Here is a 23,614-nt window from a genome sequence, read left to right as displayed (position 1 = left end):
GGCAAACCTCGCTCCTACAGAAAATGCGCAACCTGTAGGAGCGAGCGGACGGCGATCCGACTTGCCCGCGATGCCGTTAAGGGCGGTAGAGCGCTCCAGTGTGTTGCTCAGGCAATTGCGCGTCCTGCCGGAACAGCTTTTCGCGCAAGGTGCCGCTGTCGTAGGCGGTCTTGTACGAGCCGCGGCGTTGCAGCTCGGGGATCACCAGGTCGATGAAATCGACATAACTTTCCGGGGTGACGATGCGGGTCAGGTTGAAGCCGTCGAGGCCGGTTTCGGCGATCCAGGACTCCAGCTCGTCGGCCACCTGCTGCGGCGAACCGACCACAGTGATGTAGCGGCCGCCCAGGGCGTGCTGGTCGAGCAGCTTGCGCCGGGTCCAGTCGTTGTTCTGCAGGTTCTTGGTGGCCGACTGGATGGCGTTGCTCTTCACGTACTGGATCGGTTCGTCGATTGCATACTGGGAAAAGTCGATGGCGGTGGAGGCCGAGAAATGCGCCACCCCGGCCTCGGCGCTGGCGTGGCTGCGGTACTCGGCGTGTTTGTTCCAGGCCAGTTCCTCGGTCGCGGCGACTATCACGTTGAGCCCCATGAACACCTTGATGTCCTCGGGATTGCGCCCGGCCGCCACGGCGCTGGCGCGGACCTTGTCCACCTGGGCCCGGGTCGCGGCCTTGTTCTGGCCGCTGATGAACACGCATTCGGCGTGGCGCCCGGCGAACTCCAGGCCGCGCTCCGAACTGCCGGCCTGGAACAGCACCGGCGTACGCTGCGGCGAGGGTTCGCACAGGTGATAGCCCTCGACCTGATAGAACTCGCCCTGGTGCCGGACCTTGTGCACCTTCTCCGGTCGGGCGTAGATCCGCTGTTCGCGGTCGTCGATCACCGCGTCGTTTTCCCAACTGCCTTCCCAGAGCTTGTAGAGCACTTCCAGGTATTCGTCGGCCTGGTCGTAACGCCGGTCATGCTCGGGCTGTTCGTTCAGGCCCATGGCCTTGGCGGCGCTGTCGAGGTAGCCGGTGACGATGTTCCAGCCGACCCGGCCGCGGCTCAGGTGGTCCAGCGTCGACATGCGCCGGGCGAACAGGTACGGCGGCTCGTAGGTGAGGTTGGCGGTGAGGCCGAAGCCAAGGTTTTGCGTCACCGCGGCCATGGCCGATACCAGCAGCAGCGGGTCGTTGACCGGCAGCTGGATCGACTCCTTGAGCGTTACGTCCAGCGAGTTCTGGTAGACGTCGTAGACCCCGACGATGTCGGCGATGAACAGCCCGTCGAACAGCCCACGCTCCAGCAGCTGCGCCAGCTCGGTCCAGTATTCGAGGGTCTTGTACTGGGTCGAGTTGTCCCGCGGGTGAGTCCACAGGCCATGGTTGATATGCCCGATGCAGTTCATGTTGAAGGCATTGAGCAGGATCTTCTTCTTGGCGGTTTCCGGCGCGCTCATCAGATGGTCCCCCGCAGCGGCGGGTTCGTCTCGTTGAGGTAGTAGTTGCCCACCGCGTGGTACTTCCAGCGCACCGGGTCGTGCAGGGTGTGTACCCGGGCGTTGCGCCAGTGGCGGTCCAGGCCGTGTTCGGCCAGGGTCGCCTGGCTGCCGGCCAGCTCGAACAGGGTGCTGCCGGCGGCCAGGGAGATTTCGGTGCTGATGGCCCGGGCCTCGGCCACGGCGATGGAGGCGGCGGCCACGGTGTCGGCATTGGGCTCGGCCTGGGCGGCGTCGAGGAACTCCCCCGAGCGTTCCAGCAGCGCCTCGGTGGCGTGCAGGCGGATGCTCAGGTGGCCGAAGCTCTTGAGGGTCAGCGGGTCTTCGGTGGCTTTGTCGTTGCCCGCGTCGATCCACGGGCGGGTCTTGGTGCGCACGAAGTGCAGGGCATCCTCGAAGGCGGCGCGGGCGATGCCGGTGTCGATGGCGGCATGGAGAATCTGCGCCAGCGGGCCGACGGTGGTCGGGCGTTCGAAGGCGCTCTGGAAGGGAATCACGTCCTCGGCGGCGACGAACACCTCCTCGAACACCACCGAGCCGCTGCCGGTGGTGCGTTGGCCGAAACCGCTCCAGTCGTCGATCACCTTCAGGCCCTGGCTGTCCGCCGGGACGAAGGCCAGTTGCTGCACACCGTTTTCATCCACTACCAGGGTGGGGATGCGTTGGGCGTAGAGGGCGCCGGTGGAGTAGAACTTGCGGCCGTTGATGCGATAGCCGGCCTGGCCCTCGCCGGTGTCGCGGGTCAGTCGGGTGATGCGGTCGTGGGCGGTCTTGGTGCCCAGTTCGGCCAGGGCATTGCCGAAGCGCTGGCCGGCCAGGACCTCGGCGTACAGGCGTTTTTTCTGTTCCGCGCTGCCGTTCACCCGCAGCACTTCGAGGGCGTAGAAATGGTTCTGCGGGATCTGCCCGAGGGACGCGTCGGCCTGGGCGATCAGGGCGATGACCTTGGCCAGGGTGACGTTGGACACACCGGCGCCACCGTATTCTTTGGGCACGCTGATGCCCCACAGGCCGGAGCGGGAGAAGGCGTCGAGTTCGGGGTGGGGCAGGCGGCGTTCGCGGTCGCGCAGGGCGCTGTCGCGCTTGAAATCCTCGGCCAGGTCGCTGGCGACGATCAGGGCTTGCTCATCGCTGGTTATGACCGCGACGTGTTGAGAAAGGGGCATGTGTTTCTCCAGAGTTCTGGTCAAAAGTGTTCTGGTCGCTTAAATCCAGGAATGGCGGGCCGGCAGGGTGCCGTTCAGCTGGTAGGAGCCGACGGCGTGGTATTTCCAGCGCACCGGATCGTGCAGGGTGTGGACCCGGGCGTTGCGCCAGTGCCGGTCGAGGTTGAACTCGGCGAGGGTGGCGCGGCTGCCGGCCAGTTCGAAGAGCTTTTCGCTGGCCAGCAGCGAGATCTCGGTGGTCAGCACCTTGGCCTCGGCCACGGCGATCGAGGCGCGGGCGGCGGACTCGGCGCTGATCGGCGCCGCGTTGACCTGGTCCAGCACCTGGCCGGCCTTGCGCAGCAGGGCTTCGGCGGCGTGCAACTCGATTTTCAGCTTGCCGATGTCGGCGATCACATACAGGTCGTCGCTGGCCCGTTCGACGTTGGCGTCGATCCACGGCCGCGAGCGCTCGCGGACGAAGCTGATGGCGTCGTCGATGGCGGCGCGGGCGATGCCGGCGTCGATGGCCGCCTGGATCAGCTGTGACACCGCGCCCTGGATGTTCGGCGACTCGTTGATGCGCCAGTTGTCCAGCACCAGGTCGGCATCGACCCGCACGTCATTGAGCACGATGGTGCCGCTGGCGGTGGTGCGCTGGCCGAAGCCCGACCAGTCGTCGATGATGCGCAGCCCCGGGGTGCCGCGGCGGACGAAAGCCAGCACCTGCCTGCCGTCGTCGTTCAGCGCCTTGACCGCTACCCAGTGGGCGAACAGCGCGCCGGTGGAATAGAACTTCTGGCCGTTGAGCCGGTAGCCGTCGCCGTCGGCGGTAATCCGCGCCTTGAGTTCCAGGGTGTTCCTGGTGCCGCGTTCCGGGCCGGCGTTACCGATGCGCCAGCCTTCCAGCACGCTCTGGAACAGCTGCTTTTTCTGGCGCTCGGTGGCGCAGCCCAGGATCAGGTGGAGAATGCCGAACTGGTTCTGCGGGATCTGCCCCAGGGCCGGGTCGGCCGCGGACACGATGGCGAAGACTTCGGCCAGGGTCACGAAGGACACCTGCGGGCCGCCGTATTCGCGGGGGATGGCGATACTGCCCAGGCCGCTGCGGGTGAAGTGTTCGATTTCCGCCCAGGGCAGCTTGCGCTGCTGGTCGCGTCTGGCCGCCTGTTGGCGGGCCACGGCGGCCAGTTCATGGGCGGCTTGCAGGGCTTGCGCGTCGTTACGCAGGACCTGCGCGGGCAACAACAGGGGGGGAACGTCCAGCTCGTTCTGGACAGGTGCGTCGACCAGACTGGACATCAGCGCCACTCCTTGGCTGCACGCAATGCCCTGGCGATCTGCACTGGGGTGATTGTGTTCCGGACCATACCTACCTCACATCTTTGGATTGCCGCATAAGGGCGGCGAAATCGGGTTCAAGAATGTCCGGTGGTCCGGTGCATATACCCTATGCGTGTATAAAAATTAAATAAACTAACTTCTAGGAATATGCATAGAAGAGGTTTACGTATACGTCAGGCAGGGGCTGGCGAGGAGTAACGGGGGATAGGTCTGGAGTCGTTGGCGCGGGTTTTGGTGTGCCTGGGAAAGCGCTGGAAGGCCCAGCGGGCCTTATCGCGGCCTCGCGTTGCTCGGCAGCGGCTACAGGGTTTATGCGGTGCCTGTAGCCGCTGGCGCAGCCCGCGATCGGCGGCGCAGCCGTCGTAAAACCGCTGCATGCGGTGGCCGGGCGGAGGGCGGTGGTGGGATCAGGCTGGGGGATGGCCCGCGGTGAGGAATTTGCTGAGGAACTGCCGGGTGCGTTCTTCCCTGGGGTTGGCGAACAGCGCCTTGGCGTCGCCCTGTTCGACGATCACGCCTTTGTCGAAAAAGATCACCCGGTTGGCCACGTCGCGGGCGAAGCCCATTTCGTGGGTGACGATGACCATGGTGCGTTTCTCTTCGGCCAGGCCGCGGATGGTCGCCAGCACTTCGCCCACCAGTTCGGGGTCGAGGGCCGAGGTCGGTTCGTCGAACAGGATCACTTCCGGCTCCATCGCCAGCGCCCGGGCAATCGCCACCCGCTGTTGCTGGCCGCCAGACAGGCGCCGCGGGTAAGCGTCCTCCTTGCCCGCCAGGCCGACCTTGGCCAGCAGCCTGCGGCCCAGGGCCACGGCCTGCTCGCGGGGCGTCTTCTTCACCACCAGCGGGCCTTCGATGACGTTTTCCAGGGCGGTGCGATGGGGGAACAGGTTGAAGTTCTGGAATACGAAGCCCACCTGCTGGCGCAGTTGCCGCACCAGGCCCTGTTGCTGGGTCAGCGGGCGGCTGCCATCGATTTCGATGGCGCCGACCTTGATCCGGCCGCTGGTAGGCTCTTCGAGAAAATTCAGGCAGCGCAGAAAGGTGGTCTTGCCCGAGCCGCTGGGGCCGATGATGGCGACCACTTCGCCTTCCGCCACCGTCAGGTCGATGCCATTGAGGACGGTCTGACCCTTGAACTGCTTTGTCAGTTTCTCAACCACAATCATGGGTTCAGGACTCCTGGTCGTGCCGATTGACCCGCTCTTCCAGTCGGTTCTGCAGGTGCGCGAGCACGCTGGCCAGAACCCAGTAGATCAGCGCGGCGGCAAGATACATGGTGAAGACTTCGAAGGTCCGGGCGGTGATCAGCTGCGCCTGGCGGAACAGTTCCGGGACCTGGATGGTGGCGGCCAGGGCCGTGTCCTTGACCAGCGAGATAAAGCTGTTGCCCAGGGGCGGCAACGCAGTGCGCATGGCTTGCGGCAGGATCGCCCGGCGCAGGGTCTGCCCCCGGGTCATGCCGATGCTGGCCGCCGCTTCCCACTGCCCGCGCTCGATGGAGCCGATGGCCGCGCGCAGGATCTCGCAGGCATAGGCCGCCATGTTCAACGAGAAGCCGATCAGCGCCGCCGGCAGCGGGTCCAGCTCGAGTCCCAGCTGCGGCAGGCCGTAGTAGATCACGAACAGTTGCACCAGGAGCGGCGTGCCGCGAAAGAACGACACGTAGACGCGAGCGATCCAGCTCAGCAGCTTGAAGCGCGACAGGCGCATCAGCGCCAGGCCGAAGCCCAGCGCCAATCCGAAGAACATCCCGCCGAGGCTGAGAATGACCGTGAAATACGCGCCCTTGAGCAGGAAGGGCGCGGAGTTCAGCAACAGCTGTGTCGTTTCGGCGATTTGCTGGCTCAACTGCGGGAAATACAGTTCGAATTGAAAACCCGCTTCCATTATTGGGTGACGTCAGCGTTGAAGTACTTTTCCGAGAGCTTTTTCAGCGTGCCGTCGGCGCGCAGTTCCTCGATCGCCTTGTTCACCGCGGCCAGCAGTTCGGGTTCGCCTTTGCGCAGGGCCACACCGGCTTCCTGACGGGAGAAGGGCTCGCCGGAAACCACCAGGGTGTCGTTGGTTTTCTTGATCAACTCGAAGGCGGCCAGGCGGTCCACCAGGATTGCGTCGATACGGCCTACGCGCAGGTCCTGGTACTTGGTCGGATCGTCGTCGTAGGTCTTGATGATGGCCTTGGGCACGTTGTCCTTGAGCCATTGTTCGTAGTTGGTGCCCAGGCCCACACCGACCTTGTGCCCGGCCAGGTCGGCGGCGTTCTTGAACTTGCCTTCGTCCTTCTTCTGGGTCAGGGCCTGGATGCCGGAAACGGTGTAGGGGGTGGAGAAGTCATATTTTTTCTTGCGCTCGTCCGAGATGGTCACCTGGTTGATCACCGCGTCCAGGCGCTTGGACTCCAGGGCGGCGAGGATGCCGTCCCACTTGGTCGGCTGCAGTTTGACCTTCACGCCCAGCTTCTGCGCCAGGGCTTCGGAGAACTCCACTTCGAAGCCGGCCAGCTTGCCGTTTTCGTCGACGTAGCTGAACGGTGGATAAGTGCCTTCCAGGCCGACGTTGAGGGTGCCGGCGTCCTTGATCTTCTGCAGTTGCTCACCGGCAACCGCTTGCCCCAGCAACCCGGCACCGAGCGCCAGACCCAGCGAGCCAATGAGGATATTTCGACGTAGTGCGGAAAAAATCATGACAAGCCCCTGTGTTTTCTTATGAAGATGCGAGTGGGAGATGCAGGTCAATCGGTGAGCTGGAACAGCGCCCTATCCTGCCCTAAATGCAGCGTATGCGTCTTCCGGCAAATTCGCCTGCGGCGCGACTATAAGTGGCTGCTTATAGATTCAAAAATAATATAAATTCACATTGATATTCTATTTGTAAATATGCGAATTGTGCTTTTTGTAGCCGCTGCCGAGCCCGCAGGACCTCCAGCGCTTCCAGGATCTAGCGCCTCTTCGGGTCGATCGCAGGCTGCGCCAGCGGCTACAGGTCAGGTGTCGTTCAGGCGAACGCCCCGGCATAGGCGAACAACGCCGGTGCGCCGCCGGTGTGCAGGAACAGGATCGGGCCGTCGTCGAAGCGCTGGCGGCCGATACCGTCGAGCAGGCCGGCCATGGCCTTGCCGGTGTAGACCGGGTCCAGCAGCAAGCCTTCCTGGCTCGCCAGTAGCTTCACCGCGGCCAGGGTGCCGGCATTCGGCTCGCCATAACGGGGGGCGAAATACTCGTCCCACAGTTCCACCTTGAAGCTGTCCGGCAGCGCCACCCCGAGCAGTTCGGCGGTACGCTCGGCCAGGCCCTGGACTTTCGGCCGCTGGGCTTCGTCGGTGCGCGAGACGGTGACACCGATCACCGGCAATTGCGGCAGCACTTCGCTCAAGGCCAGGGCCAGGCCGCTGTGGGTGCCGGCGCTGCCCGAGGCCAGCACCACCGCGGCGAAGTCGAGCCCGGTGTCTTCGATCTGCTGCGCCAGTTCCAGGCCGGCCCGCACGTAACCCAGCGCGCCCAAGGCATTGGAGCCGCCAATCGGCACCAGGTACGGTTGCTTGCCGTTGCTGCGCAAGCGTTCGGCCAGGGCCTGGAGTTGCTCGTCGGCGTTGTCCAGGTTGTCCACCAACTCGACCTTGGCGTCGAACAGGTCGAGCAGCAGGCGGTTGCCGTTGCCCAGGTAATTGCTGTCGTCGGTGCCGATGGGGTTTTCCAGCAGGGCGACGCAACCCAGGCCCAGCTTGGCGGCGAGGGCCGCGGTCTGGCGCACGTGGTTGGACTGGATGGCGCCGGCGGTAATCAGAGTGTCCGCGCCCTGGGCCAGGGCATCGGCGGCCAGGTATTCGAGTTTGCGCAGCTTGTTGCCGCCCATGGCCAGCGGCGTGGTGTCGTCGCGTTTGACGTAGACATCGCGGCCCAGCCAGGCGGACAGGCGTTCGAGTTTTTCCAGGGCGGTGGCGCCGCCCAGCAGGTCGAGACGGTTAAAACGGTCGAGCTGTTGTTTGATCATGAGGCCGCACGGGTTGTCAGAGGTGTCAGGGACTATAGGCAGCGATATTTACCGGGGCAACCGCCAATCGCTTATGCAAAATGGTGCTTAACTCAGCACAATTAGTTCTTAATTTGGCCTGGGGCGCATACCGTAAAGTTGCGTCGGTTACGCGGCCAAACCATCCGGCCGTCAGCCAGAATAAGGAGTTCTATCGTGAGCGAGCGTTCCAGCCATTGGCAATTGCAGACCATCGTCAGTCAACTGCGTGGGGCCCGCGACCAGTGGCGCAGCCGCAACGGTCGGGTCAGCGGTGAGCAGGGCGGTCGGGAACTGCCGTCGCGGGCGGCCATGGCCGAGATTCTCGAGGCGCTGTGCGGCGCGCTGTTTCCGATGCGCCTGGGGCCGGTGGACCTGCGCGAGGAAAGCGAGGACTTCTACGTCGGCCATACCCTGGACGCGGCCCTCAATGCGCTGCTCGCCCAGACCCGCCTGGAGCTGCGTTACGCCGCGCGCCAGAGCGGCGAGGCGAACGAAGACGTCAACGCCCGGGCCATCCGCATCATCCAGGATTTCGCCCTGGCCCTGCCGGGCCTGCGGGTACTGCTCGACACCGACGTGCTGGCCGCCTACCACGGCGACCCGGCGGCGCGCAGTGTCGATGAAGTGCTGCTGTGCTACCCGGGCATCCTGGCGGTGATTCACCATCGCCTGGCCCACCACCTGTATCGCGCCGGCCTGCCGCTGCTGGCGCGGATCAGCGCGGAAATCGCCCACTCGGCCACCGGCATCGACATTCACCCGGGGGCGCAGATCGGCCGCAGCTTCTTCATCGACCACGGCACCGGCGTGGTGATCGGCGAGACCGCGATCATCGGCGAGCGCGTGCGCATCTACCAGGCGGTGACCCTGGGCGCCAAGCGTTTCCCGGCGGACGAGGACGGCCAGTTGCAGAAGGGCCAGCCGCGCCACCCGATCGTCGAGGACGATGTGGTGATCTACGCCGGCGCGACCATCCTCGGGCGCATCACCATCGGCAAGGGTTCGACCATCGGCGGTAACGTTTGGCTGACCCGTAGTGTGCCGGAGGGGAGCAACCTGACCCAGGCCAACCTGCAGCATGACGATGGGTCGCAAAAGTAGGAATTCTCTGCACCTGTTCAATTTTTCGCGGGCAAGCCTCGCTCCTACGGGTACGTGCGACCTGTAGGTGCGGGGCTTGCCCGCGATGCTTTTCGCTTGATGGCACTGCGCTTTTTTTCTGCTGAACGATTCCCTCCGCCACATATCAGACCTTTCCTAAAACGTGCGAAATCAGGCAACCGTCGGGCCCGGCGATTGGTCCTCGCGCATCCATTCATGTTTAACTTGAACGCTCGTTCAAGTTAAACCGGCAGTTCGCTGCCCGCTCACAACAGGAGGCTTGCCTTTGCTGAGTCCGATCTTTTCAGCCGCGTTTTACCCCCTCGAGGTGCGCCTTTCATGAGTGCATCGCCTGTCCCAATCAGCGGCCCGATCCGCATGAATCCGCCGGTGTTCTACTTCGCCGCGAGCTTTATCCTGACCTTCGGCCTGGTGGTGATCGCCCTGCCGGAACAAGCCGGCGCCTGGTTGCTGGCCGCACAGAACTGGGCGGCCAACACGGTCGGCTGGTACTACATGCTGGCCATGACCCTGTACCTGGTGTTCGTGGTGGTCACAGCCTTGTCCGGCTACGGCAAGATCAAGCTCGGCGCCGACCATGACGAGCCCGAATTCAGTTACCTGTCCTGGGCCGGCATGCTGTTCGCCGCCGGGATCAGCATCACGCTGTTCTTCTTCTGCGTGTCCGAACCCCTGACCCACATGCTGCAACCGCCCCAGGGCGACGCCGGCACCGCGGACGCGGCGCGCCAGGCCATGCAGATCCTCTTCCTGCACTGGGGCCTGCACGGCTGGGGCGTATTCGCCTTCGTCGGCATGGCCCTGGCGTACTTCGCCTACCGCCACAACCTGCCGCTGGCCCTGCGCTCGGCGCTGTACCCGCTGATCGGCAAGCGCATCAATGGCCCCATCGGCTATGCGGTGGACGGCTTCGGCATCATCGCCACGGTGTTCGGCCTCGGCGCCGACATGGGCTTTGGCGTGCTGCACCTCAACTCCGGCCTCGACTACCTGTTCGGCATCGCCCACACCCAGTGGGTCCAGGTGGGCCTGATCAGCCTGATGATGGGCGCGGCGATCGTCGTCGCGGTGTCCGGCGTCGACAAGGGCGTTCGGGTGATGTCCGACATCAACATGCTGCTGGCCTGCGCGCTGCTGCTGTTCGTGCTGTTCGCCGGGCCCACCCAGCACCTGCTCAACACCCTGATCCAGAACCTCGGCGACTATCTCGGCGCCTTGCCGACCAAGAGTTTCGATCTCTACGCCTATGACGAACCCAGCGACTGGATGGGCGGCTGGACCGTCTTCTATTGGGCCTGGTGGATTGCATGGTCGCCGTTCGTGGGCCTGTTCATCGCACGGATTTCCCGTGGCCGGACCATCCGCGAATTCGTCTTCGGCGTGCTGCTGATTCCCCTGGGCTTCACCCTGGCCTGGATGTCGATCTTCGGTAACAGCGCCATCGAGCAGGTGCTCAACCACGGCATGAGCGCGCTGGGCCTGTCGGCGCTGGAAGACCCATCGATGACCCTCTACCTGCTGCTGGAAACCTATCCCTGGAGCAAGACCGTCATCGCCGTGACGGTGTTCATCAGCTTCGTGTTCTTCGTCACCTCGGCGGACTCCGGCACTGTGGTGCTCTCGACCCTGTCGGCCCGTGGCGCCAATGCCGACGAAGACGGCCCGAAATGGCTGCGGGTGTTCTGGGGCGCGATGACCGCGCTGGTCACCAGCGCGCTGCTGTTCGCCGGCAACATCGATTCGTTGAAGTCGGCGGTGGTGCTGACCTCGCTGCCGTTCTCACTGATCCTGCTGCTGATGATGTGGGGGCTGCACAAGGCCTTCTACCTCGAGTCGCAGAAGCAGATCGCCCAACTGCACTCGCTGGCGCCGGTGGCCTCGTCCTCGCGGCGCGGCAAGGGCGGCTGGCGCCAGCGCCTGAGCCAGGCGGTGCATTTCCCGTCGCGTGACGAGGTGTACCGCTTCCTCGACCAGACCGTGCGCCCGGCCATCGAGGAGGTGACCGCGGGGTTCGTCGAGAAGGGCCTGAACGTGATCGCCCAGCCGGACCCGGCCAACGACAGCGTCAGCCTGGAAATCGTCCATGGCGATCAGCATCCGTTTGTCTATCAGGTGCAGATGCGCGGCTACTTCACCCCGTCCTTCGCCCGCGGCGGCATGGGGCCCAAGGAGATGCGCAACCGGCGTTACTATCGGGCCGAGGTGCACCTGGCCGAGGGTAGCCAGGATTACGACCTGATGGGCTACACCAAGGAGCAGATCAGCAACGACATCCTCGACCAGTACGAACGGCATATGCAGTTCTTGCACCTGGTGCGTTGATCGACGGAAAGGGCGGTGGTGTCAGTGCCACCGTCATCGCGGGCAAGCCTCGCTCCTACAGGGGTATGCAATTCTCTGTAGGAGCGAGGTTTGCCCGCGATCAGGGCCTCAGGCCTGGCTCATCACTGTGAACAGCACCAGCGCCGCTACCGGCACGCCGAACACCACGCTGCCCACCGCCAGCTCCGTGCTCAGGGACTGGCCGGCGTGGACCATTCCCACCGCACCGTTGATGACCGTCAGCGCCAGCCAGAGTGCGACGAAGCTGTAGACCACGGTCTGGCGGCCCAGGCCGATCTTTTCGCCGATGAACAGCATCAGCCCCAGGAGGACCAGGCCGAAGCTGGTGATGATCGCGGTATGCATGATGACGTCCTCGCGGGCCGGATTCGGGGTTGGCGTCGATGGAGCTGTCGCGGGCCAGCCCGCGATGTTCTTTCCAGCCTGCTGAGCAGAAGTGTGGTCGAGGGCGCCATGTCCTGCCGGTAAATCGATCTTCGGAGTTCGGCGCCCGTCATGGGGAACTCAGGCCAGGCCGCCATTGGCGCGCAGGATCTGGCCGTTGACCCAGGCCGCTGCCGGGCTGACCAGGAAGGCGACGACGCCGGCGATGTCCTCCGGCTGGCCGAGGCGTTCCAGGGGCGGCATTTTGGCGAAGTTCTGGATCTGCTCTTCGCTCTTGCCGTGCAGGAACAGCTCGGTGGCCACCGGGCCCGGGGCCACGGCGTTGACCGTGATGTCACGCCCGCGCAGCTCCTTGGCGAACACCTGGGTCAGGGACTCCACCGCCGCCTTGCTGGCGATGTACACCGCGTAGCCCGGCAGGTTCAGGGCCACGGTGGTGCTGGAGAAGTTGACGATGCGGCCACCGGCGTTCAGGCGGGTGGCGGCTTCGCGCAAGGTGTTGAAGGTGCCGCGGGTATTGATGGCAAAGGTCTGCTCGAACAGCTCGTCGCTGTGTTGCGCCAGTGGCAGGACCTTGAGGATCCCGGCGTTATTGATCAGCACATCGACCTGGCCCAGTTGGGTTTCGGTCTCGTCGAACAGTCGGCGCACGTCATCGGCGTTGGCCACGTCGGCCTTGACCGCTATGGCCCGGTGCCCGGCTTGGCGCAGCTCCACCACCAGCGCCGAAGCTTCGGTGGCGCTGCTGGCGTAGTTGATGGCGACAGCGAAACCGTCGCGGGCCAGTTGCCTGGCGATGACGGCGCCGATGCCGCGGGAGGCGCCGGTCACTATGGCTACTTTCGATGTCTGTTCGGTCATGGCGAATTACCTGCTGGGAAATGGGTGGCTGGCGGTGGTGTGGGCGCAGATTCACAGGTTTATCCAGGCCGATAAATGCGCCAGAGTTGGCTTGACTGTTCAATAATCGCCAACAATCCCAAGCCTCATAGGAGCTCGTCGTGGATCAAGTCAAAGCGATGAAGGCGTTCGTGCGGATCTACGAACGCAGTAGCTTCACCCTGGCCGCCGCCGACCTGAACCTGCCGCGCGCCACCCTGACTCATACCCTCAACCAGTTCGAAGCCTGGCTCGGGACCCGCCTGCTGGAGCGCAGCACCCGCCGCGTGCGTCCGACCCTCGACGGCGAGGCCTATTACCAGCGCTGTGTGCAATTGCTGGCGGAGTTGGAGGAAGCCGAGCTGGCCTTTCGCACGGTGGCGCCGAAAGGGCGATTGCGGGTCGATCTGCATGGCGCCCTGGCCAGGCACTTCGTGATTCCGGCCTTGCCCGAGTTCATGGCGCGCTACCCGGAGATCGAGCTGTCGCTGAGTGAGGCGGACCGCTTTGTCGACCTGATCGCCGAAGGGGTGGACTGTGTGCTGCGCGCCGGCACCCTGGGGGACTCGACGCTGATCGGCCGGCGCGTGGCCAGCCTGCCGCAGATCACTTGCGCCAGCCCGGCGTACCTGCGCCGATACGGCGAGCCGAAGAGCCTCGACGACCTGTCGCGGCACCGGGCGGTGAACTACGTCTCGCGTACCACGGCCAGGTTGTTTCCGTTCGAGTTCATGGTCGATGGAGAACTGCGGGAAGTGGCCATCGAGGGCGCGTTATCGGTGTTCGGCGCACAAATCTACTGTGCTTCGGCCGAGGCCGGCCTGGGTATCATCCAGTGCCCGCGTTATCACTTGGCCAGGCAGATTTCCCAAGGGTTGATCCAGGAAATCCTCACCGAGACGCCGCCACCGCCCATGCCGGTTTCGGTGCTGTACCCGCAAAACCGCCACATGTCGCCACGGGTGCGAGTGTTCGTCGACTGGCTGGCCGAGGTTTTTGCCAGGGCGGCCTGAGGGCGGCGCCGGTCATCGCCGTTCTCTGAATTGATTAGCAAGATGTGTATAGTGTGTATTGTTCGCCTCCGGCTGGGTATCGTGGCTTTTCGGGACGTATCGAAAGGACAGGGCAATGCGCAGTCGGGAACTGATCAGGATGATCGAGGAGGACGGGTGGTATCTGATCGCGGTCAAGGGCAGTCACCACCAATACAAACATCAGTACAAGCCGGGGCGGGTCACTGTTCCTCACCCGGAGGCGGATCTGCCCCGGGGCACGATCCACTGCATCTTGAAACAGGCGGGCCTGAAATGAGGCCGGTCGTGAACGAAGAGGTCAACGAGATGAAATTCCCGGTTGTGCTGCACAAGGATGCCGACTCCGGATATGGCGTGGTCGTCCCCGATGTGCCGGGCTGTTTTTCCGCCGGCCAGACTGCGGCGCAAGCCTTCGAGAATGTGAAGGAGGCCCTGTCGCTGCATTACGAAGGCCTGGTGGCCGATGGCGAGCCGCTGCCCCAGGTGCAGGAGATCGACGCGCATATCGATAACCCCGATTACGCCGGTGGCGTGTGGGGCGTGGTCGATTTCGATATCACGCCGTACTTCGGCAAGGCGGTGCGTTTCAACGCGACGTTGCCGGAACAATTGCTGGAGCGGATCGACCAGACCGTGAAGCGCGACCAGCGCTACCGCTCGCGCTCGGGCTTTCTCGCCGCTGCGGCGCTGCGCGAGTTGTCGGCGTAGGGGATCCGGTTCGAAGAGCTGCGATGGCGCGTTTTACGCGCTCTCGCGTTCACCCTTGGTTCAGTCGCTGCCCTTGATCCTTCACTGGCAATACCCCCCTCCCTCCAGGTTTTCCAAAACCTGCACCGCCTCACCCTGTCACTCGAACTCGTTACCTTTTTGAGGCTACCGGTCATTCCGTTGTCGCCTGACGGTATCCGTACGTACTGCGGATACTGAACTAGACTTTTTTTGCGTACCGATAACGGGCCTGGCTCGCTGAGATGACGAAGCTCAATGCCTGTTACTGACTGGCAGCCTGGCATCTGCGACGGTTTCGGAGACTAGCAAAATGGCGGGTTTTGGCCGGTTTTACCCTTTGGCTCCACGGCCGGCCCTGGAGCGTCGCAAGCGCGCATTTTTGGCAAATTGCCATCGCATCTAGAGACGATTACGTACTGTGCTATGTGGTACGTAATTGTATTTTACCGAATGACCTCTCGAATCGGCTGGAAATCTGATGATTTCCGAGCATGTGGCCAACGCACAGATTTCGAGCGTGACGAACCTATGGGCCACGTCGGGCGTATCACGTATGCGTGAGTCAAGCGTCCGGGGGGCTGCTGGCCTCGCACCTGTCCGATGCGAATATCGCCCTCGGCCGGGCCCTGATCGGTGCCGGCCGGCTGGAGCAGGTCGTCGAGAGCGTCGCCGCCTTGCAGAACCTGGCGTTCGGTGTGGAAGAGGTGGCGGAGATCGATCGTTTCGCCCGGGAGGGTGCGATCAAGCTGTGGGAGAAGCCTTCAATCGCTGAATGGAGCCTGCTCGCGGCTTCTGTAGGAGCCAGGCTTGCCGGCGATCGCGGCGGTGCGGGGTGTCAGGCATACCGCTATCGCAAGCATGCTCCGGCAGGCAATCTGCGTCGGGCCGGGCTCACTGCTCGAGTGGCAACCAGGGGTTGATGACGATCAGCCCGGTATTGGTGAAGTCCTTGGTATTGCGCGTCGCAATCGCGGCGTCGTGGACCCGGCAGATCGCCGCGATTTGCGCGTCCACCAGGCCGATCGGCTGGCCCGAGCTTTCGCGGTTCGCGATCAGGTGGGCGTAGTACAGCGCCGCCTGGGTGCCGAAGGGCAGGATCCGGTCGATGAAGTCTTCCTCGAACATGGCCAGCGCCAGCCGGTCCCCGGCTGTCCTGAACTCGCTGGCGTTCCTCGCTTAGCGGAAGAACGGCACGTCCCCGAGAATGGTCGCGCGGTGCATCACCCGGCGCTGCGGGCGGTAGTCGTCGACGGCGTAATGCTGGGTCACGCGGTTGTCCCAGAAGGCCACGTCGTTGGCCTGCCAGCGCCAGCGGATGGTGAACTCCGGGCGGGTGGCGTGGGCGAACAGCAGTTTGAGGATCACCTCGCTTTCGCTGTCCGACAGCTCGTTGATCCTGGTGGTGAAGCCTTCGTTGACGAACAGCGCCTTGCGCCCGCTGACTGGGTGGGTGCGAATCACCGGGTGCGACAGCGGCGGGTTTTTCCGCTTGGTCTCTTCCCAGCGCGCCAGGTCCTCGGGGGTGCTGCCGAAGCGCTCCAGCGGGAAGGACTTGATGAAGTCGTGGGTCGCGGTCAGGCCTTGCAGCAGGTTCTGCATTGGCTCCGAGAGCGCATCGAAGGCCGCGATGCCGCTGGCCCACAGGGTGTCGCCGCCGTAGGCCGGCAACCGCTTGGCGCTGAGCACCGCGCCCAGGGCCGGGGTCGGCAGGAAGGTCACGTCGGTGTGCCAGATGGCGTTGTCGCGCACGTCGGTTTGCGCGGTGTCGAGGATCAGTACTTCCGGTTGTTCCGGCACATTGGGGTAAATCGGGTGGATATGCAGGTCGCCAAAGTTCGCTGCGAAGCGCGCCTGCTGCTGCGGGTCGATCGGCTGGTCGCGGAAGAACAGCACCTGATGTTGCAGCAGCGCCTGCTCGATGGCATCGCGTTGTTCGATGTTCAGTGGCTGGCTGAGGTCGACGCCGCTGATCTGGGCGCCGAGGGCGGAGCTTAAAGGGGTGATGGTCAGGCTCATGGTCGTTCTCGAATGCTCTGCCGAAATGTCGGTGGTCTGTAACCGCTGTGTAGCCGCTGCCGAGCTCCAGCGAGGCTGCGATCGCCTGCGAAGCAGGCGCAACGCGGTGCATCTGAAATACCGAGTTGCGTGGTTTTGCGAGCGCTTTGCGCTCGATCGCAGCCTTGCCGGGGCTCGGCAGCGGCTACAGGGCTACAGGGTTGCGGGGTGGGTTTAATGGACCTGGCCATGCCAGGGCACCAGCTTGCGCTGCAGGGCGCGCAGGCCCATTTCCAGGGCGAAGGCGATCAGGGCGATGACCAGGATCCCCAGCACCACCACATCGGTGACCAGGAACTGCGCGGCGGACTGCACCATGAACCCCAGGCCGCTGGTGGCGGCGATCAGTTCGGCGGCGACGAGGGTCGACCAGCCCACCCCGAGGCCGATGCGCACGCCGGTGAGGATGTCCGGCAGGGCGCTGGGCAAGATCACATGGCGAATCAGCTGGGCCCGGGTCGCGCCCAGAGACTGTGCGGCGCGCAGCTTGGTCGGGTCCACGGTGCGCACGCCGGTGGCGGTGGCGATGGCGATCGGGGCGAAGATCGCCAGGTAGATCAGCAGCACCTTGGACAGCTCGCCGATGCCGCACCAGATGACGATCAGCGGCAGGTAGGCCAGGGGCGGAATCGGCCGGTAGAACTCGATCAGCGGGTCCAGCACGCCACGGGCGATGCGGTTGTGGCCGATGGCGATGCCCACCGGGATTGCCGTCAGCACGGCAAAGCCCAGGGCCAGGCCGATACGACCCAGGCTCGCGCCCAGGTGCTGCCACAGGGTGGAATCCATATAGCCGCTGGTGACCAGCAGCCAACCCTTTTGCAGCACCGCGGCGGGCGACGGCAGGAACAGCGGTTCGATCAGGCCGCTGGCCGTCACTGCCCACCACAGGGCGAGCAGGGCGACCAGGGTCAGGACGCTGATCCAGCGGGTGCTCAGGTTGCGGCGCGCCAGTACCGCTGTAGGCCGAGGGACGGGTTTGGCCGTGGTGGCCGGAAGGTCGTAGCTGCTCATGCGTGCTCCTGCCGCACAGCGGCACTGCGTTGGGAGAACACCCGGGCCAGCACGTGTTCGCGGGTTTCGATGAAGCGTGGGTCGGACTTGATCGCCCGGGCCGATTCGCCGGCGGCATAACGCTGGCCGAAGTCCAGGTTCAGGCGCTCGACAATCTGCCCCGGATTGGGCGCCAGCAGGATCAGGTCGGTGGCCAGGAACACCGCTTCCTCGATGTCGTGGGTAATCAGGAACACTGGTTTGGCGGTGCGTTGCCAGACTTGCAGCAACAGCTCCTGCATCTGTTCCCGGGTGAAGGCATCGAGGGCGCCGAAGGGTTCGTCCATCAACAGCAGGCGCGGGTCGGCGGCCAGGGCGCGGGCCAGGCCTACACGCTGGCGTTGGCCGCCGGAAAGCTGCCAGATGCGCCGCTGGTCGAAGCCGGCCAGGTCCACCAGGGCCAGCATTTCCCGGGCGCGGGCCTCACGCTGGTCGCGGGGGATGCCGGCCAGTTCGAGGCCGAAGCCGACATTGGCCAGGACGTCCTGCCAGGGCAGCAGGGCATCGTCCTGGAACACCACGCCGCGTTCGGCGCTCGGCCCGGCGACCGGTACCCCGTCCAGGGTGATGCGCCCGGCGCTGGGCTCGACGAAACCGGCGATCAGGTTCAGCAGCGAGGTCTTGCCGCTGCCGGACGGGCCGAGGGCGACCAGCAGTTGCCGGGGCCCGAGAGTCAGGGAAATTTCCGCCAGCACCGGTTCGGCGGCGCCGGGGTACTGTGCGCTGATGCGCTCCAGTTGTAGCAAGGCCATGACGGCGCTCTCCTTTGCGTTTCAGATGCAACCTTCAGCGAGACAAGGCGCTGTACGAAGAAGGCCGGGCCCGTGCCCGGCGATCTCTGCGACAGGCCTTAGCGGGCGATGTACTTGGCGCTGACATACGGTGCGTAATCCGGCAGCACCGCCTCGACCTTGCCCTGTTCCTTGAGGAACACCGCGGTGTCGGTAATGGCCTTGGTGGTCGGCGCGCCGAGGCTGATGACCTGGTCGGCGGCCAGCGGGTAGACGTTGCCCTGCAACAGCAGCGGGATATCGCTGGCCTTGGCGCCGGAGAGTTTCACCAGCTTGTCGACGTTGCTCTGGTCGGCCAGCCAGGCTTGTGGGTCCTTGCGGTAAGCGGCGTAGGCATCCAGGGTCACCTTGGCGAAGGCGCTGACGATCTGTGGATGCTTCTCGGCGAAGTCCTTGCGCACGATCCAGGCGTCGAAGGTCGGTGCGCCGAACTGGGCCAGTTCGCCGGAGGTGATCAGCACCTTGCCGTTTTCCTTGGCCACGCCCAGCGCCGGGTCCCAGACGTAGGTGGCGTCGATGTCGCCGCGCTTCCAGGCGGCGATGATCGCCGGCGGCGCGAGGTTGAGCACCTGGACTTTCGCCGGGTCGATGTTCCAGTGCTTGAGCGCGGCCAGCAGGCTGTAGTGGCCGGTGGAAACGAACGGCACGGCGACTTTCTTGCCCACCAGATCCTGGGGCGTCTTGATCCCGGAGCCGTCGCGGGCCACCAGGGCCTCGGCGGCGCCGATCTGGGTGGCGATGAGGAAGGTTTCCACCGGCACCTTGCGGGTGATCGCGGCCGTCAGCGGGCTGGACCCCAGGTAGCCGATCTGCACGTCGCCCGAAGCGATGGCGGCGATGATGTCGGCGCCGTTATCGAACTTGCGCCAGTCGATCGTGGCCTGGGTGGCTTTTTCGTAGGTGCCGTCGGCCTGGGCGACTTTCGCCGGATCGACGGTGGTCTGGTAGGCGACGGTGACGTCGGCCGCCTGGGCGAAGAGGCTCGCGGTGGCCAGGGACGCGGCCGCCAGGAGGCGCAGGGGGAAGTGCAGTTTCATGGGTGAGGCTCCTAGACAGGCGGCCAAAAGTGGGCGTGGGAGGAGACTAAATGATCTAAGAATTCTAAAATAAATAACTTTTTAGAATTAGCTTAAAAGGGGAATGTTCTAAAGCGGGGAGGGGAGCGCTTTGCGCTCCATCGCGGGCAAGCCTCGCTCCTACAGGGACCGCATGATTCTGTAGGAGCGAGGCTTGCCCGCGATAGGCGCCGCAGGCGCCTGGCTTAATTGCTGATCGCCAGGATGCTTGCCTGATACGAACCGACGAACACGTCGAAATCGCCGACTTCGTTCTGTTCCAGCTCGGCTTGCTGCTGCAGGGAGCTGCGCGCCGCCTCTTCGAAGCGCGCCTGCTCTTCCTTGTCCAGGGGCTCGCTGCGGAAGAACTCGGCGTGCGCCAGGCTCTGGCGCAGGGAGAACTGGCTGAAGCTTTCCTTGCGTTCCTGCATGGCGGCCAGGACCTGGGCCGAAGGGGTCAGGGACGGGTCCTTGACCTTGGCCAGCTGGGCCTCCAGCGCCTTGCCGTGGGCGTCGCCGCCGTGGCTGCGGTCGAGCAGGGCTGCCAGCGGCGCGATCTTTTCCAGCAGTTCGCCAGCCCATTCCTTGAGTTCCACCGGCTGCCCCTGGCGTTGCAGATGCAGGCCCGGGCGCCGGCCTTCCTTGACCACCTTGAGGAAGTTCGCGGTGGCGTTGCCGCACTCGTTGTTCTCCAACAGTGGGCTCTCGTTGAGCGCGCAATACAGCAGGAAGGCGTCGAGGAAGCGGGCTTCCTGCACGTCGATGCCCATCGGCAGGAACGGGTTGATGTCCAGGCAGCGGACTTCGACGTACTGGATGCCGCGGGCCATCAGCGCCTGGATCGGCCGCTCGCCGGTGTAGGTCACGCGTTTCGGGCGGATGTTGGAGTAGTACTCGTTTTCGATCTGCAGGATGTTGGTGTTGAGCTGGACCCACTCGCCGTCCTGGTGGGTGCCGATCTCCACATAAGGCGCGTACGGCGTGGCGACGGCCTTGCGCAGGCTGTCGGTGTAGCTGTTCAGGTCGTTGTAGCACGGGGTCAGGCCGGCCTGGGCGTTGCTCTGGTAGCCCAGGTCGCTCATGCGCAGGCTGGTGGCGTACGGCAGGTACAGGGTCTCGGCGTCGAACTGTTCCAGCTGGTGCGGGCGGCCGCGCAAAAAGCCCGCGTCCAGCGCCGGCGAGGCGCCGAACAGGTACATCAGCAGCCAGCTGTAGCGGCGGAAGTTACGGATCAGCGCGATGTACGCCGACGATTGATAGTCGCGGTCGCTGGCGGTGGCGCCTTCGGCCTGCTTGAGCAGCGGCCAGAGCTGTTCCGGCAGGGAGAAGTTGTAGTGGATCCCGGCGATGCACTGCATGGTCTTGCCGTAACGCAGGGCCAGGCCCTTGCGGTACACATACTTGAGCTGGCCGATGTTGGAGGTGCCGTAATAGGCGATCGGGATGTCTTCCTCGGCCGGCAACGGGCACGGCATCGATGGACTCCACAGGTACTCGTTGCCGAGCTTGCTGTAGGCGAAACGGTGAATCCTGTCGAGGCTGGCCAGGGTATCCGCCGGATCGGACAGGGCCGGCGTGATGAACTCCAGCAGCGACTCGGAGTAATCGGTGGTGATCTGTTCGTTGGTCAGCGCGGAACCCAGTGCTTCCGGGTGCGGGGTCTGAGCCAGGCGCGCTTCGCCGGTCACGCGCAGGCATTCGCGCTCGATACCGTGCAGGCACTGCTCGAGCAGGGAGAGGTTGGCGCGCTCGCCGAGCAGAGCCAGGCGGCGGTTGAGAAGTTCGCTCAAGTTGGATTCCTTCACGCGTCAGTCGCCCCAATATGGGGGTGGGCAGGACGGTCTACAAGGGTGAAGTTGAAACTGGCGTTTTCGCCTGGTCGTTGGGCCGGCCCGGCCCGTTTTGCAAGCACCACGCTTCATCCCTGAATCTGGTTCCGGCGCAGGCGGAAAACCCCGGCGCCGCTTTCGCAGCGCCGAAATTAACTCAAATCGATGACGGGGAGCTAGGTTTGTCGCTGTTCCAAGGCGGGCCGCGTCGCTGGCGGACGAGCTGGCGTCGCGGCTGTCACCGGACGGCCCCTCAGAGGACCGCGAACGTGCCTTGTGCCTTGGCGACCAGTTTGTCGCCTTGCATCACATCGGCCTCGACCACCAGGGTGCGGCGGCCCGGGTGGATCACCCGGGCGTGGCAGACCACGTCGCCTTCGGCGACGGCGCGGATGTAGTTGATCTTGCACTCGATGGTCGCGCTCTGCTGGTCGAAGCCGTGGGAGCTGGAACAGGCCAGCCCCATGGCAATGTCGACCAGGCTGAAGATCGCCCCGCCGTGCAGCTTCTGGCCGCGATTGCGCAGCGGCGGCGTCAGCGTCAGGGCGACGTCGGCTTCACCGACTTCCAGGCGCTGCAGGCGGCAGCCGAGCAATTGGCTGAACGCGCTTTCGGTCAAGCCGGCCGGGATCTCCATCAGCGCTTCTTCAACTGCTTGGCGTTGGCGAACAGCGAGGCCATGGCGTTGTTGGTCGGGGCCGCGGTAGTGGTTTCCTTGCGTGGCGCGTTGCCCTGGGACTGGCGCGGGGCCGAACCCGGACGGGAGCCACGGGCGCCGTCGATCTTCTCGCCCGGGGTGTCGCTCATGCGCATCGACAGGCCCACGCGTTTGCGCGGAATGTCGACTTCCATGACCTTGACCTTGACCACGTCGCCGGCCTTCACCGCTTCACGCGGGTCCTTGATGAACTTCTCCGACAGCGCCGAGATGTGCACCAGACCGTCCTGATGCACGCCGATGTCGACGAAGGCGCCGAAGTTGGTGACGTTGGTCACCACGCCTTCGAGGATCATCCCCAGTTGCAGGTCCTTGAGGTCCTCGACGCCTTCCTGGAACTCGGCGGTCTTGAACTCGGGACGCGGGTCGCGGCCGGGTTTGTCCAGTTCCTGGAGGATGTCGGTGACGGTCGGCAGGCCGAAGGTTTCGTCGGTGAACTTCTTCGGGTCCAGGCGTTTGAGGAAGCCGCTGTCGCCGATCAGCGAGCGGATGTCGCGGTCGGTGTCGGCGGCGATGCGCTGCACCAGCGGGTAGGCTTCCGGGTGCACCGCCGAAGCGTCCAGCGGGTTGTCGCCGTTCATCACCCGCAGGAAGCCGGCGGCCTGTTCGAAGGTTTTTTCACCCAGACGGGCGACCTTCTTCAGCGCGGCGCGGGTCTTGAACGCGCCGTGTTCGTCGCGGTGGCTGACGATGTTCTGCGCCAGGGTCGCGTTGAGGCCGGAGATCCGCGCCAGTAGGGCCACCGAGGCGGTGTTCACATCCACGCCGACGGCGTTCACGCAGTCCTCGACCACCGCGTCCAGGCCACGGGCCAGCTTCAGTTGCGAGACATCGTGCTGGTACTGGCCGACGCCGATGGATTTCGGATCGATCTTCACCAGCTCGGCCAGTGGGTCCTGCAGGCGGCGGGCGATGGACACCGCGCCACGGATCGACACGTCGAGGTCGGGGAATTCCTTGGCCGCCAGTTCCGACGCCGAGTACACCGAAGCACCTGCTTCGGAGACCATGACCTTGGTCATGCGCATGGCTGGGTATTTCTTGATCAGTTCGGCGGCCAGCTTGTCGGTTTCACGGCTGGCGGTGCCGTTGCCGATGGCGATCAGGTCCACCGAGTGCTTGGCGCACAGGGCGGCCAGGGTGGCGATGGTCTGGTCCCACTTGTTGTGCGGCACGTGGGGGTAGACGGTGGCGTGGTCCAGCAGCTTGCCGGTGGCATCCACCACCGCCACCTTGCAGCCGGTGCGCAGGCCCGGGTCGAGGCCCAGGGTCGCGCGGGGGCCGGCCGGCGCGGCCAGCAGCAGGTCGTGGAGGTTGTGGGCGAAGACGTTGATCGCCTCGGTTTCCGCGTTGTCGCGCAGCTCGCCCAACAGGTCGGTTTCCAGGTGGGTGTAGAGCTTGACCTTCCAGGTCCAGCGCACCACTTCGCCGAGCCATTTGTCCGCCGCGCGGTTCTGGTTCTGGATGCCGACGTGCTGGCCGATCATGCCTTCGCACGGGTGCAGGGTGCCCGGCAGCTCCTCGCCGACTTTCAGCGCGGAGCTGAGGATGCCTTCGTTGCGACGGGCACCGATGTTCTCGGTCTTCTCGTTGACCTGCCAGGCGATCTCCGCCAGGCGCTTGATACCGTCCGCCT

The 23,614-nt window shown here is 64.7% G+C and carries 22 protein-coding genes and 1 pseudogene; 6 read left to right on the top strand and 17 right to left on the bottom strand.

What is annotated here, in order from left to right; translation table 11 throughout:
• Positions 1-76: 76 nt before the first annotated feature.
• The 7 genes from ACQKQA_RS16655 to ACQKQA_RS16625 form a co-directional block, all read right to left on the bottom strand.
• A complete protein-coding gene (locus tag ACQKQA_RS16655; RefSeq protein ID WP_427559581.1) occupies positions 77-1,444 on the bottom strand; it encodes an LLM class flavin-dependent oxidoreductase in 1,368 nt (455 codons plus the stop codon).
• A complete protein-coding gene (locus ACQKQA_RS16650) occupies positions 1,444-2,649 on the bottom strand; it encodes an SfnB family sulfur acquisition oxidoreductase (RefSeq protein WP_427559578.1) in 1,206 nt (401 codons plus the stop codon). Before ACQKQA_RS16650 ends, ACQKQA_RS16655 begins: the two co-directional genes overlap by 1 nt.
• A 39-nt stretch (positions 2,650-2,688) precedes the next feature.
• The gene (locus ACQKQA_RS16645; protein ID WP_427559576.1) at positions 2,689-3,930 is read right to left on the bottom strand and encodes an SfnB family sulfur acquisition oxidoreductase; all 1,242 of its coding nucleotides are present in this window, start codon (positions 3,928-3,930) and stop codon (positions 2,689-2,691) included.
• Between the two features lie 449 nt (positions 3,931-4,379).
• Positions 4,380-5,141: an L-cystine ABC transporter ATP-binding protein TcyN gene (gene tcyN, locus ACQKQA_RS16640; RefSeq protein ID WP_427559573.1), complete on the bottom strand. Its 762-nt coding sequence runs from the start codon at positions 5,139-5,141 to the stop codon at positions 4,380-4,382.
• A gap of 4 nt (positions 5,142-5,145) precedes the next feature.
• Positions 5,146-5,811, bottom strand: coding sequence for a cystine ABC transporter permease (tcyL, locus tag ACQKQA_RS16635; RefSeq protein ID WP_427559661.1), 666 nt, complete (start codon positions 5,809-5,811; stop codon positions 5,146-5,148).
• Positions 5,812-5,861: 50 nt separating this feature from the next.
• On the bottom strand, positions 5,862-6,659 hold the full coding sequence (gene tcyJ, locus ACQKQA_RS16630) for a cystine ABC transporter substrate-binding protein (RefSeq protein ID WP_427559570.1): 798 nt from the start codon (positions 6,657-6,659) through the stop codon (positions 5,862-5,864).
• 310 nt (positions 6,660-6,969) lie between these two features.
• Positions 6,970-7,965, bottom strand: coding sequence for a D-cysteine desulfhydrase (locus ACQKQA_RS16625; protein WP_427559567.1), 996 nt, complete (start codon positions 7,963-7,965; stop codon positions 6,970-6,972).
• Positions 7,966-8,160: 195 nt separating this feature from the next.
• Between ACQKQA_RS16625 and epsC the strand changes: the two genes are divergently transcribed.
• The gene (gene epsC, locus ACQKQA_RS16620; RefSeq protein WP_427559565.1) at positions 8,161-9,087 is read left to right on the top strand and encodes a serine O-acetyltransferase EpsC; all 927 of its coding nucleotides are present in this window, start codon (positions 8,161-8,163) and stop codon (positions 9,085-9,087) included.
• Between the two features lie 378 nt (positions 9,088-9,465).
• Positions 9,466-11,430, top strand: a complete 1,965-nt coding sequence (gene betT / locus ACQKQA_RS16615; protein ID WP_427559658.1) for a choline transporter BetT — start codon at positions 9,466-9,468, stop codon at positions 11,428-11,430.
• 108 nt (positions 11,431-11,538) lie between these two features.
• Here betT and ACQKQA_RS16610 read toward each other — a convergent pair whose 3' ends face one another.
• Together ACQKQA_RS16610 and ACQKQA_RS16605 are read right to left on the bottom strand one after the other, a co-directional pair.
• Positions 11,539-11,796: a hypothetical protein gene (locus ACQKQA_RS16610; RefSeq protein ID WP_427559563.1), complete on the bottom strand. Its 258-nt coding sequence runs from the start codon at positions 11,794-11,796 to the stop codon at positions 11,539-11,541.
• 159 nt (positions 11,797-11,955) lie between these two features.
• Entirely contained in the window at positions 11,956-12,696 is a 741-nt protein-coding gene (locus tag ACQKQA_RS16605; protein ID WP_427559560.1) for an SDR family oxidoreductase, read from the bottom strand.
• Positions 12,697-12,836: 140 nt separating this feature from the next.
• Here ACQKQA_RS16605 and ACQKQA_RS16600 point away from each other — a divergent pair, with 140 nt between their 5' ends.
• The 4 genes from ACQKQA_RS16600 to ACQKQA_RS16585 all read left to right on the top strand — a co-directional run bounded on the left by ACQKQA_RS16600 (position 12,837) and on the right by ACQKQA_RS16585 (position 15,397).
• Positions 12,837-13,727 carry a LysR family transcriptional regulator gene (locus ACQKQA_RS16600; protein WP_427559557.1) on the top strand — a complete coding sequence of 297 codons (891 nt, stop codon included), beginning with the start codon at positions 12,837-12,839 and terminating at the stop codon, positions 13,725-13,727.
• A 115-nt stretch (positions 13,728-13,842) separates the two neighbouring features.
• On the top strand, positions 13,843-14,025 hold the full coding sequence (locus ACQKQA_RS16595) for a type II toxin-antitoxin system HicA family toxin (RefSeq protein WP_427559554.1): 183 nt from the start codon (positions 13,843-13,845) through the stop codon (positions 14,023-14,025).
• Positions 14,026-14,054: 29 nt separating this feature from the next.
• A complete protein-coding gene (locus ACQKQA_RS16590) occupies positions 14,055-14,456 on the top strand; it encodes a type II toxin-antitoxin system HicB family antitoxin (RefSeq protein WP_427559655.1) in 402 nt (133 codons plus the stop codon).
• 578 nt (positions 14,457-15,034) lie between these two features.
• Positions 15,035-15,397 carry a hypothetical protein gene (locus tag ACQKQA_RS16585; RefSeq protein ID WP_427559550.1) on the top strand — a complete coding sequence of 121 codons (363 nt, stop codon included), beginning with the start codon at positions 15,035-15,037 and terminating at the stop codon, positions 15,395-15,397.
• Here ACQKQA_RS16585 and ACQKQA_RS16580 read toward each other — a convergent pair.
• The 8 genes and pseudogenes from ACQKQA_RS16580 to ACQKQA_RS16545 all read right to left on the bottom strand — a co-directional run.
• A pseudogene (locus ACQKQA_RS16580) lies at positions 15,369-15,611 on the bottom strand (VapC toxin family PIN domain ribonuclease); the annotation flags it as partial. The gene ACQKQA_RS16585 and the pseudogene ACQKQA_RS16580 sit on opposite strands and share 29 nt — an antisense overlap.
• 42 nt (positions 15,612-15,653) lie before the next feature.
• Positions 15,654-16,493 (bottom strand): taurine dioxygenase, encoded by an 840-nt coding sequence (gene tauD / locus ACQKQA_RS16575; RefSeq protein ID WP_427559548.1) that lies wholly within the window; start codon positions 16,491-16,493, stop codon positions 15,654-15,656.
• A gap of 213 nt (positions 16,494-16,706) precedes the next feature.
• Positions 16,707-17,546, bottom strand: a complete 840-nt coding sequence (gene tauC, locus ACQKQA_RS16570) for a taurine ABC transporter permease TauC (RefSeq protein ID WP_427559545.1) — start codon at positions 17,544-17,546, stop codon at positions 16,707-16,709.
• Entirely contained in the window at positions 17,543-18,337 is a 795-nt protein-coding gene (gene tauB / locus ACQKQA_RS16565) for a taurine ABC transporter ATP-binding subunit (RefSeq protein WP_427559542.1), read from the bottom strand. The genes tauC and tauB overlap by 4 nt, the downstream gene beginning before the upstream one ends.
• 98 nt (positions 18,338-18,435) lie before the next feature.
• Positions 18,436-19,413 (bottom strand): taurine ABC transporter substrate-binding protein, encoded by a 978-nt coding sequence (gene tauA, locus ACQKQA_RS16560; RefSeq protein WP_427559539.1) that lies wholly within the window; start codon positions 19,411-19,413, stop codon positions 18,436-18,438.
• A 224-nt stretch (positions 19,414-19,637) separates the two neighbouring features.
• Positions 19,638-21,221 carry a glutamate--cysteine ligase gene (gshA, locus tag ACQKQA_RS16555; protein ID WP_427559536.1) on the bottom strand — a complete coding sequence of 528 codons (1,584 nt, stop codon included), beginning with the start codon at positions 21,219-21,221 and terminating at the stop codon, positions 19,638-19,640.
• A 292-nt stretch (positions 21,222-21,513) separates the two neighbouring features.
• Positions 21,514-21,897 carry a PaaI family thioesterase gene (locus ACQKQA_RS16550; protein ID WP_427559534.1) on the bottom strand — a complete coding sequence of 128 codons (384 nt, stop codon included), beginning with the start codon at positions 21,895-21,897 and terminating at the stop codon, positions 21,514-21,516.
• Positions 21,897-23,614: helix-hairpin-helix domain-containing protein (locus ACQKQA_RS16545; protein ID WP_427559532.1), on the bottom strand; the 1,718-nt coding region annotated here is incomplete at its 5' end. The genes ACQKQA_RS16545 and ACQKQA_RS16550, both read right to left, overlap by 1 nt.

The organism is Pseudomonas sp. NPDC089530 (genome assembly GCF_050280705.1).
In the GTDB taxonomy this organism is placed as follows: Bacteria; Pseudomonadota; Gammaproteobacteria; order Pseudomonadales; family Pseudomonadaceae; genus Aquipseudomonas.
The sequence above is the reverse complement of the archived record's forward strand: the minus strand, read 5'-3'. Positions and strand labels throughout refer to the sequence as shown.

Bases quoted from the DNA above. Each gene is read 5' to 3' on its own strand.
- ACQKQA_RS16655 (WP_427559581.1), bottom strand. From the start codon at position 1,444: ATGAGCGCGCCGGAAACCGCCAAGAAGAAGATCCTGCTCAATGCCTTC.
- ACQKQA_RS16650 (WP_427559578.1), bottom strand. From the start codon at position 2,649: ATGCCCCTTTCTCAACACGTCGCGGTCATAACCAGCGATGAGCAAGCC.
- ACQKQA_RS16645 (WP_427559576.1), bottom strand. From the start codon at position 3,930: ATGTCCAGTCTGGTCGACGCACCTGTCCAGAACGAGCTGGACGTTCCC.
- tcyN (WP_427559573.1), bottom strand. From the start codon at position 5,141: ATGATTGTGGTTGAGAAACTGACAAAGCAGTTCAAGGGTCAGACCGTC.
- tcyJ (WP_427559570.1), bottom strand. From the start codon at position 6,659: ATGATTTTTTCCGCACTACGTCGAAATATCCTCATTGGCTCGCTGGGT.
- ACQKQA_RS16625 (WP_427559567.1), bottom strand. From the start codon at position 7,965: ATGATCAAACAACAGCTCGACCGTTTTAACCGTCTCGACCTGCTGGGC.
- betT (WP_427559658.1), top strand. From the start codon at position 9,466: ATGAATCCGCCGGTGTTCTACTTCGCCGCGAGCTTTATCCTGACCTTC.
- ACQKQA_RS16610 (WP_427559563.1), bottom strand. From the start codon at position 11,796: ATGCATACCGCGATCATCACCAGCTTCGGCCTGGTCCTCCTGGGGCTG.
- ACQKQA_RS16605 (WP_427559560.1), bottom strand. From the start codon at position 12,696: ATGACCGAACAGACATCGAAAGTAGCCATAGTGACCGGCGCCTCCCGC.
- ACQKQA_RS16595 (WP_427559554.1), top strand. From the start codon at position 13,843: ATGCGCAGTCGGGAACTGATCAGGATGATCGAGGAGGACGGGTGGTAT.
- ACQKQA_RS16590 (WP_427559655.1), top strand. From the start codon at position 14,055: ATGAAATTCCCGGTTGTGCTGCACAAGGATGCCGACTCCGGATATGGC.
- tauD (WP_427559548.1), bottom strand. From the start codon at position 16,493: ATGAGCCTGACCATCACCCCTTTAAGCTCCGCCCTCGGCGCCCAGATC.
- tauC (WP_427559545.1), bottom strand. From the start codon at position 17,546: ATGAGCAGCTACGACCTTCCGGCCACCACGGCCAAACCCGTCCCTCGG.
- tauB (WP_427559542.1), bottom strand. From the start codon at position 18,337: ATGGCCTTGCTACAACTGGAGCGCATCAGCGCACAGTACCCCGGCGCC.
- tauA (WP_427559539.1), bottom strand. From the start codon at position 19,413: ATGAAACTGCACTTCCCCCTGCGCCTCCTGGCGGCCGCGTCCCTGGCC.
- ACQKQA_RS16550 (WP_427559534.1), bottom strand. From the start codon at position 21,897: ATGGAGATCCCGGCCGGCTTGACCGAAAGCGCGTTCAGCCAATTGCTC.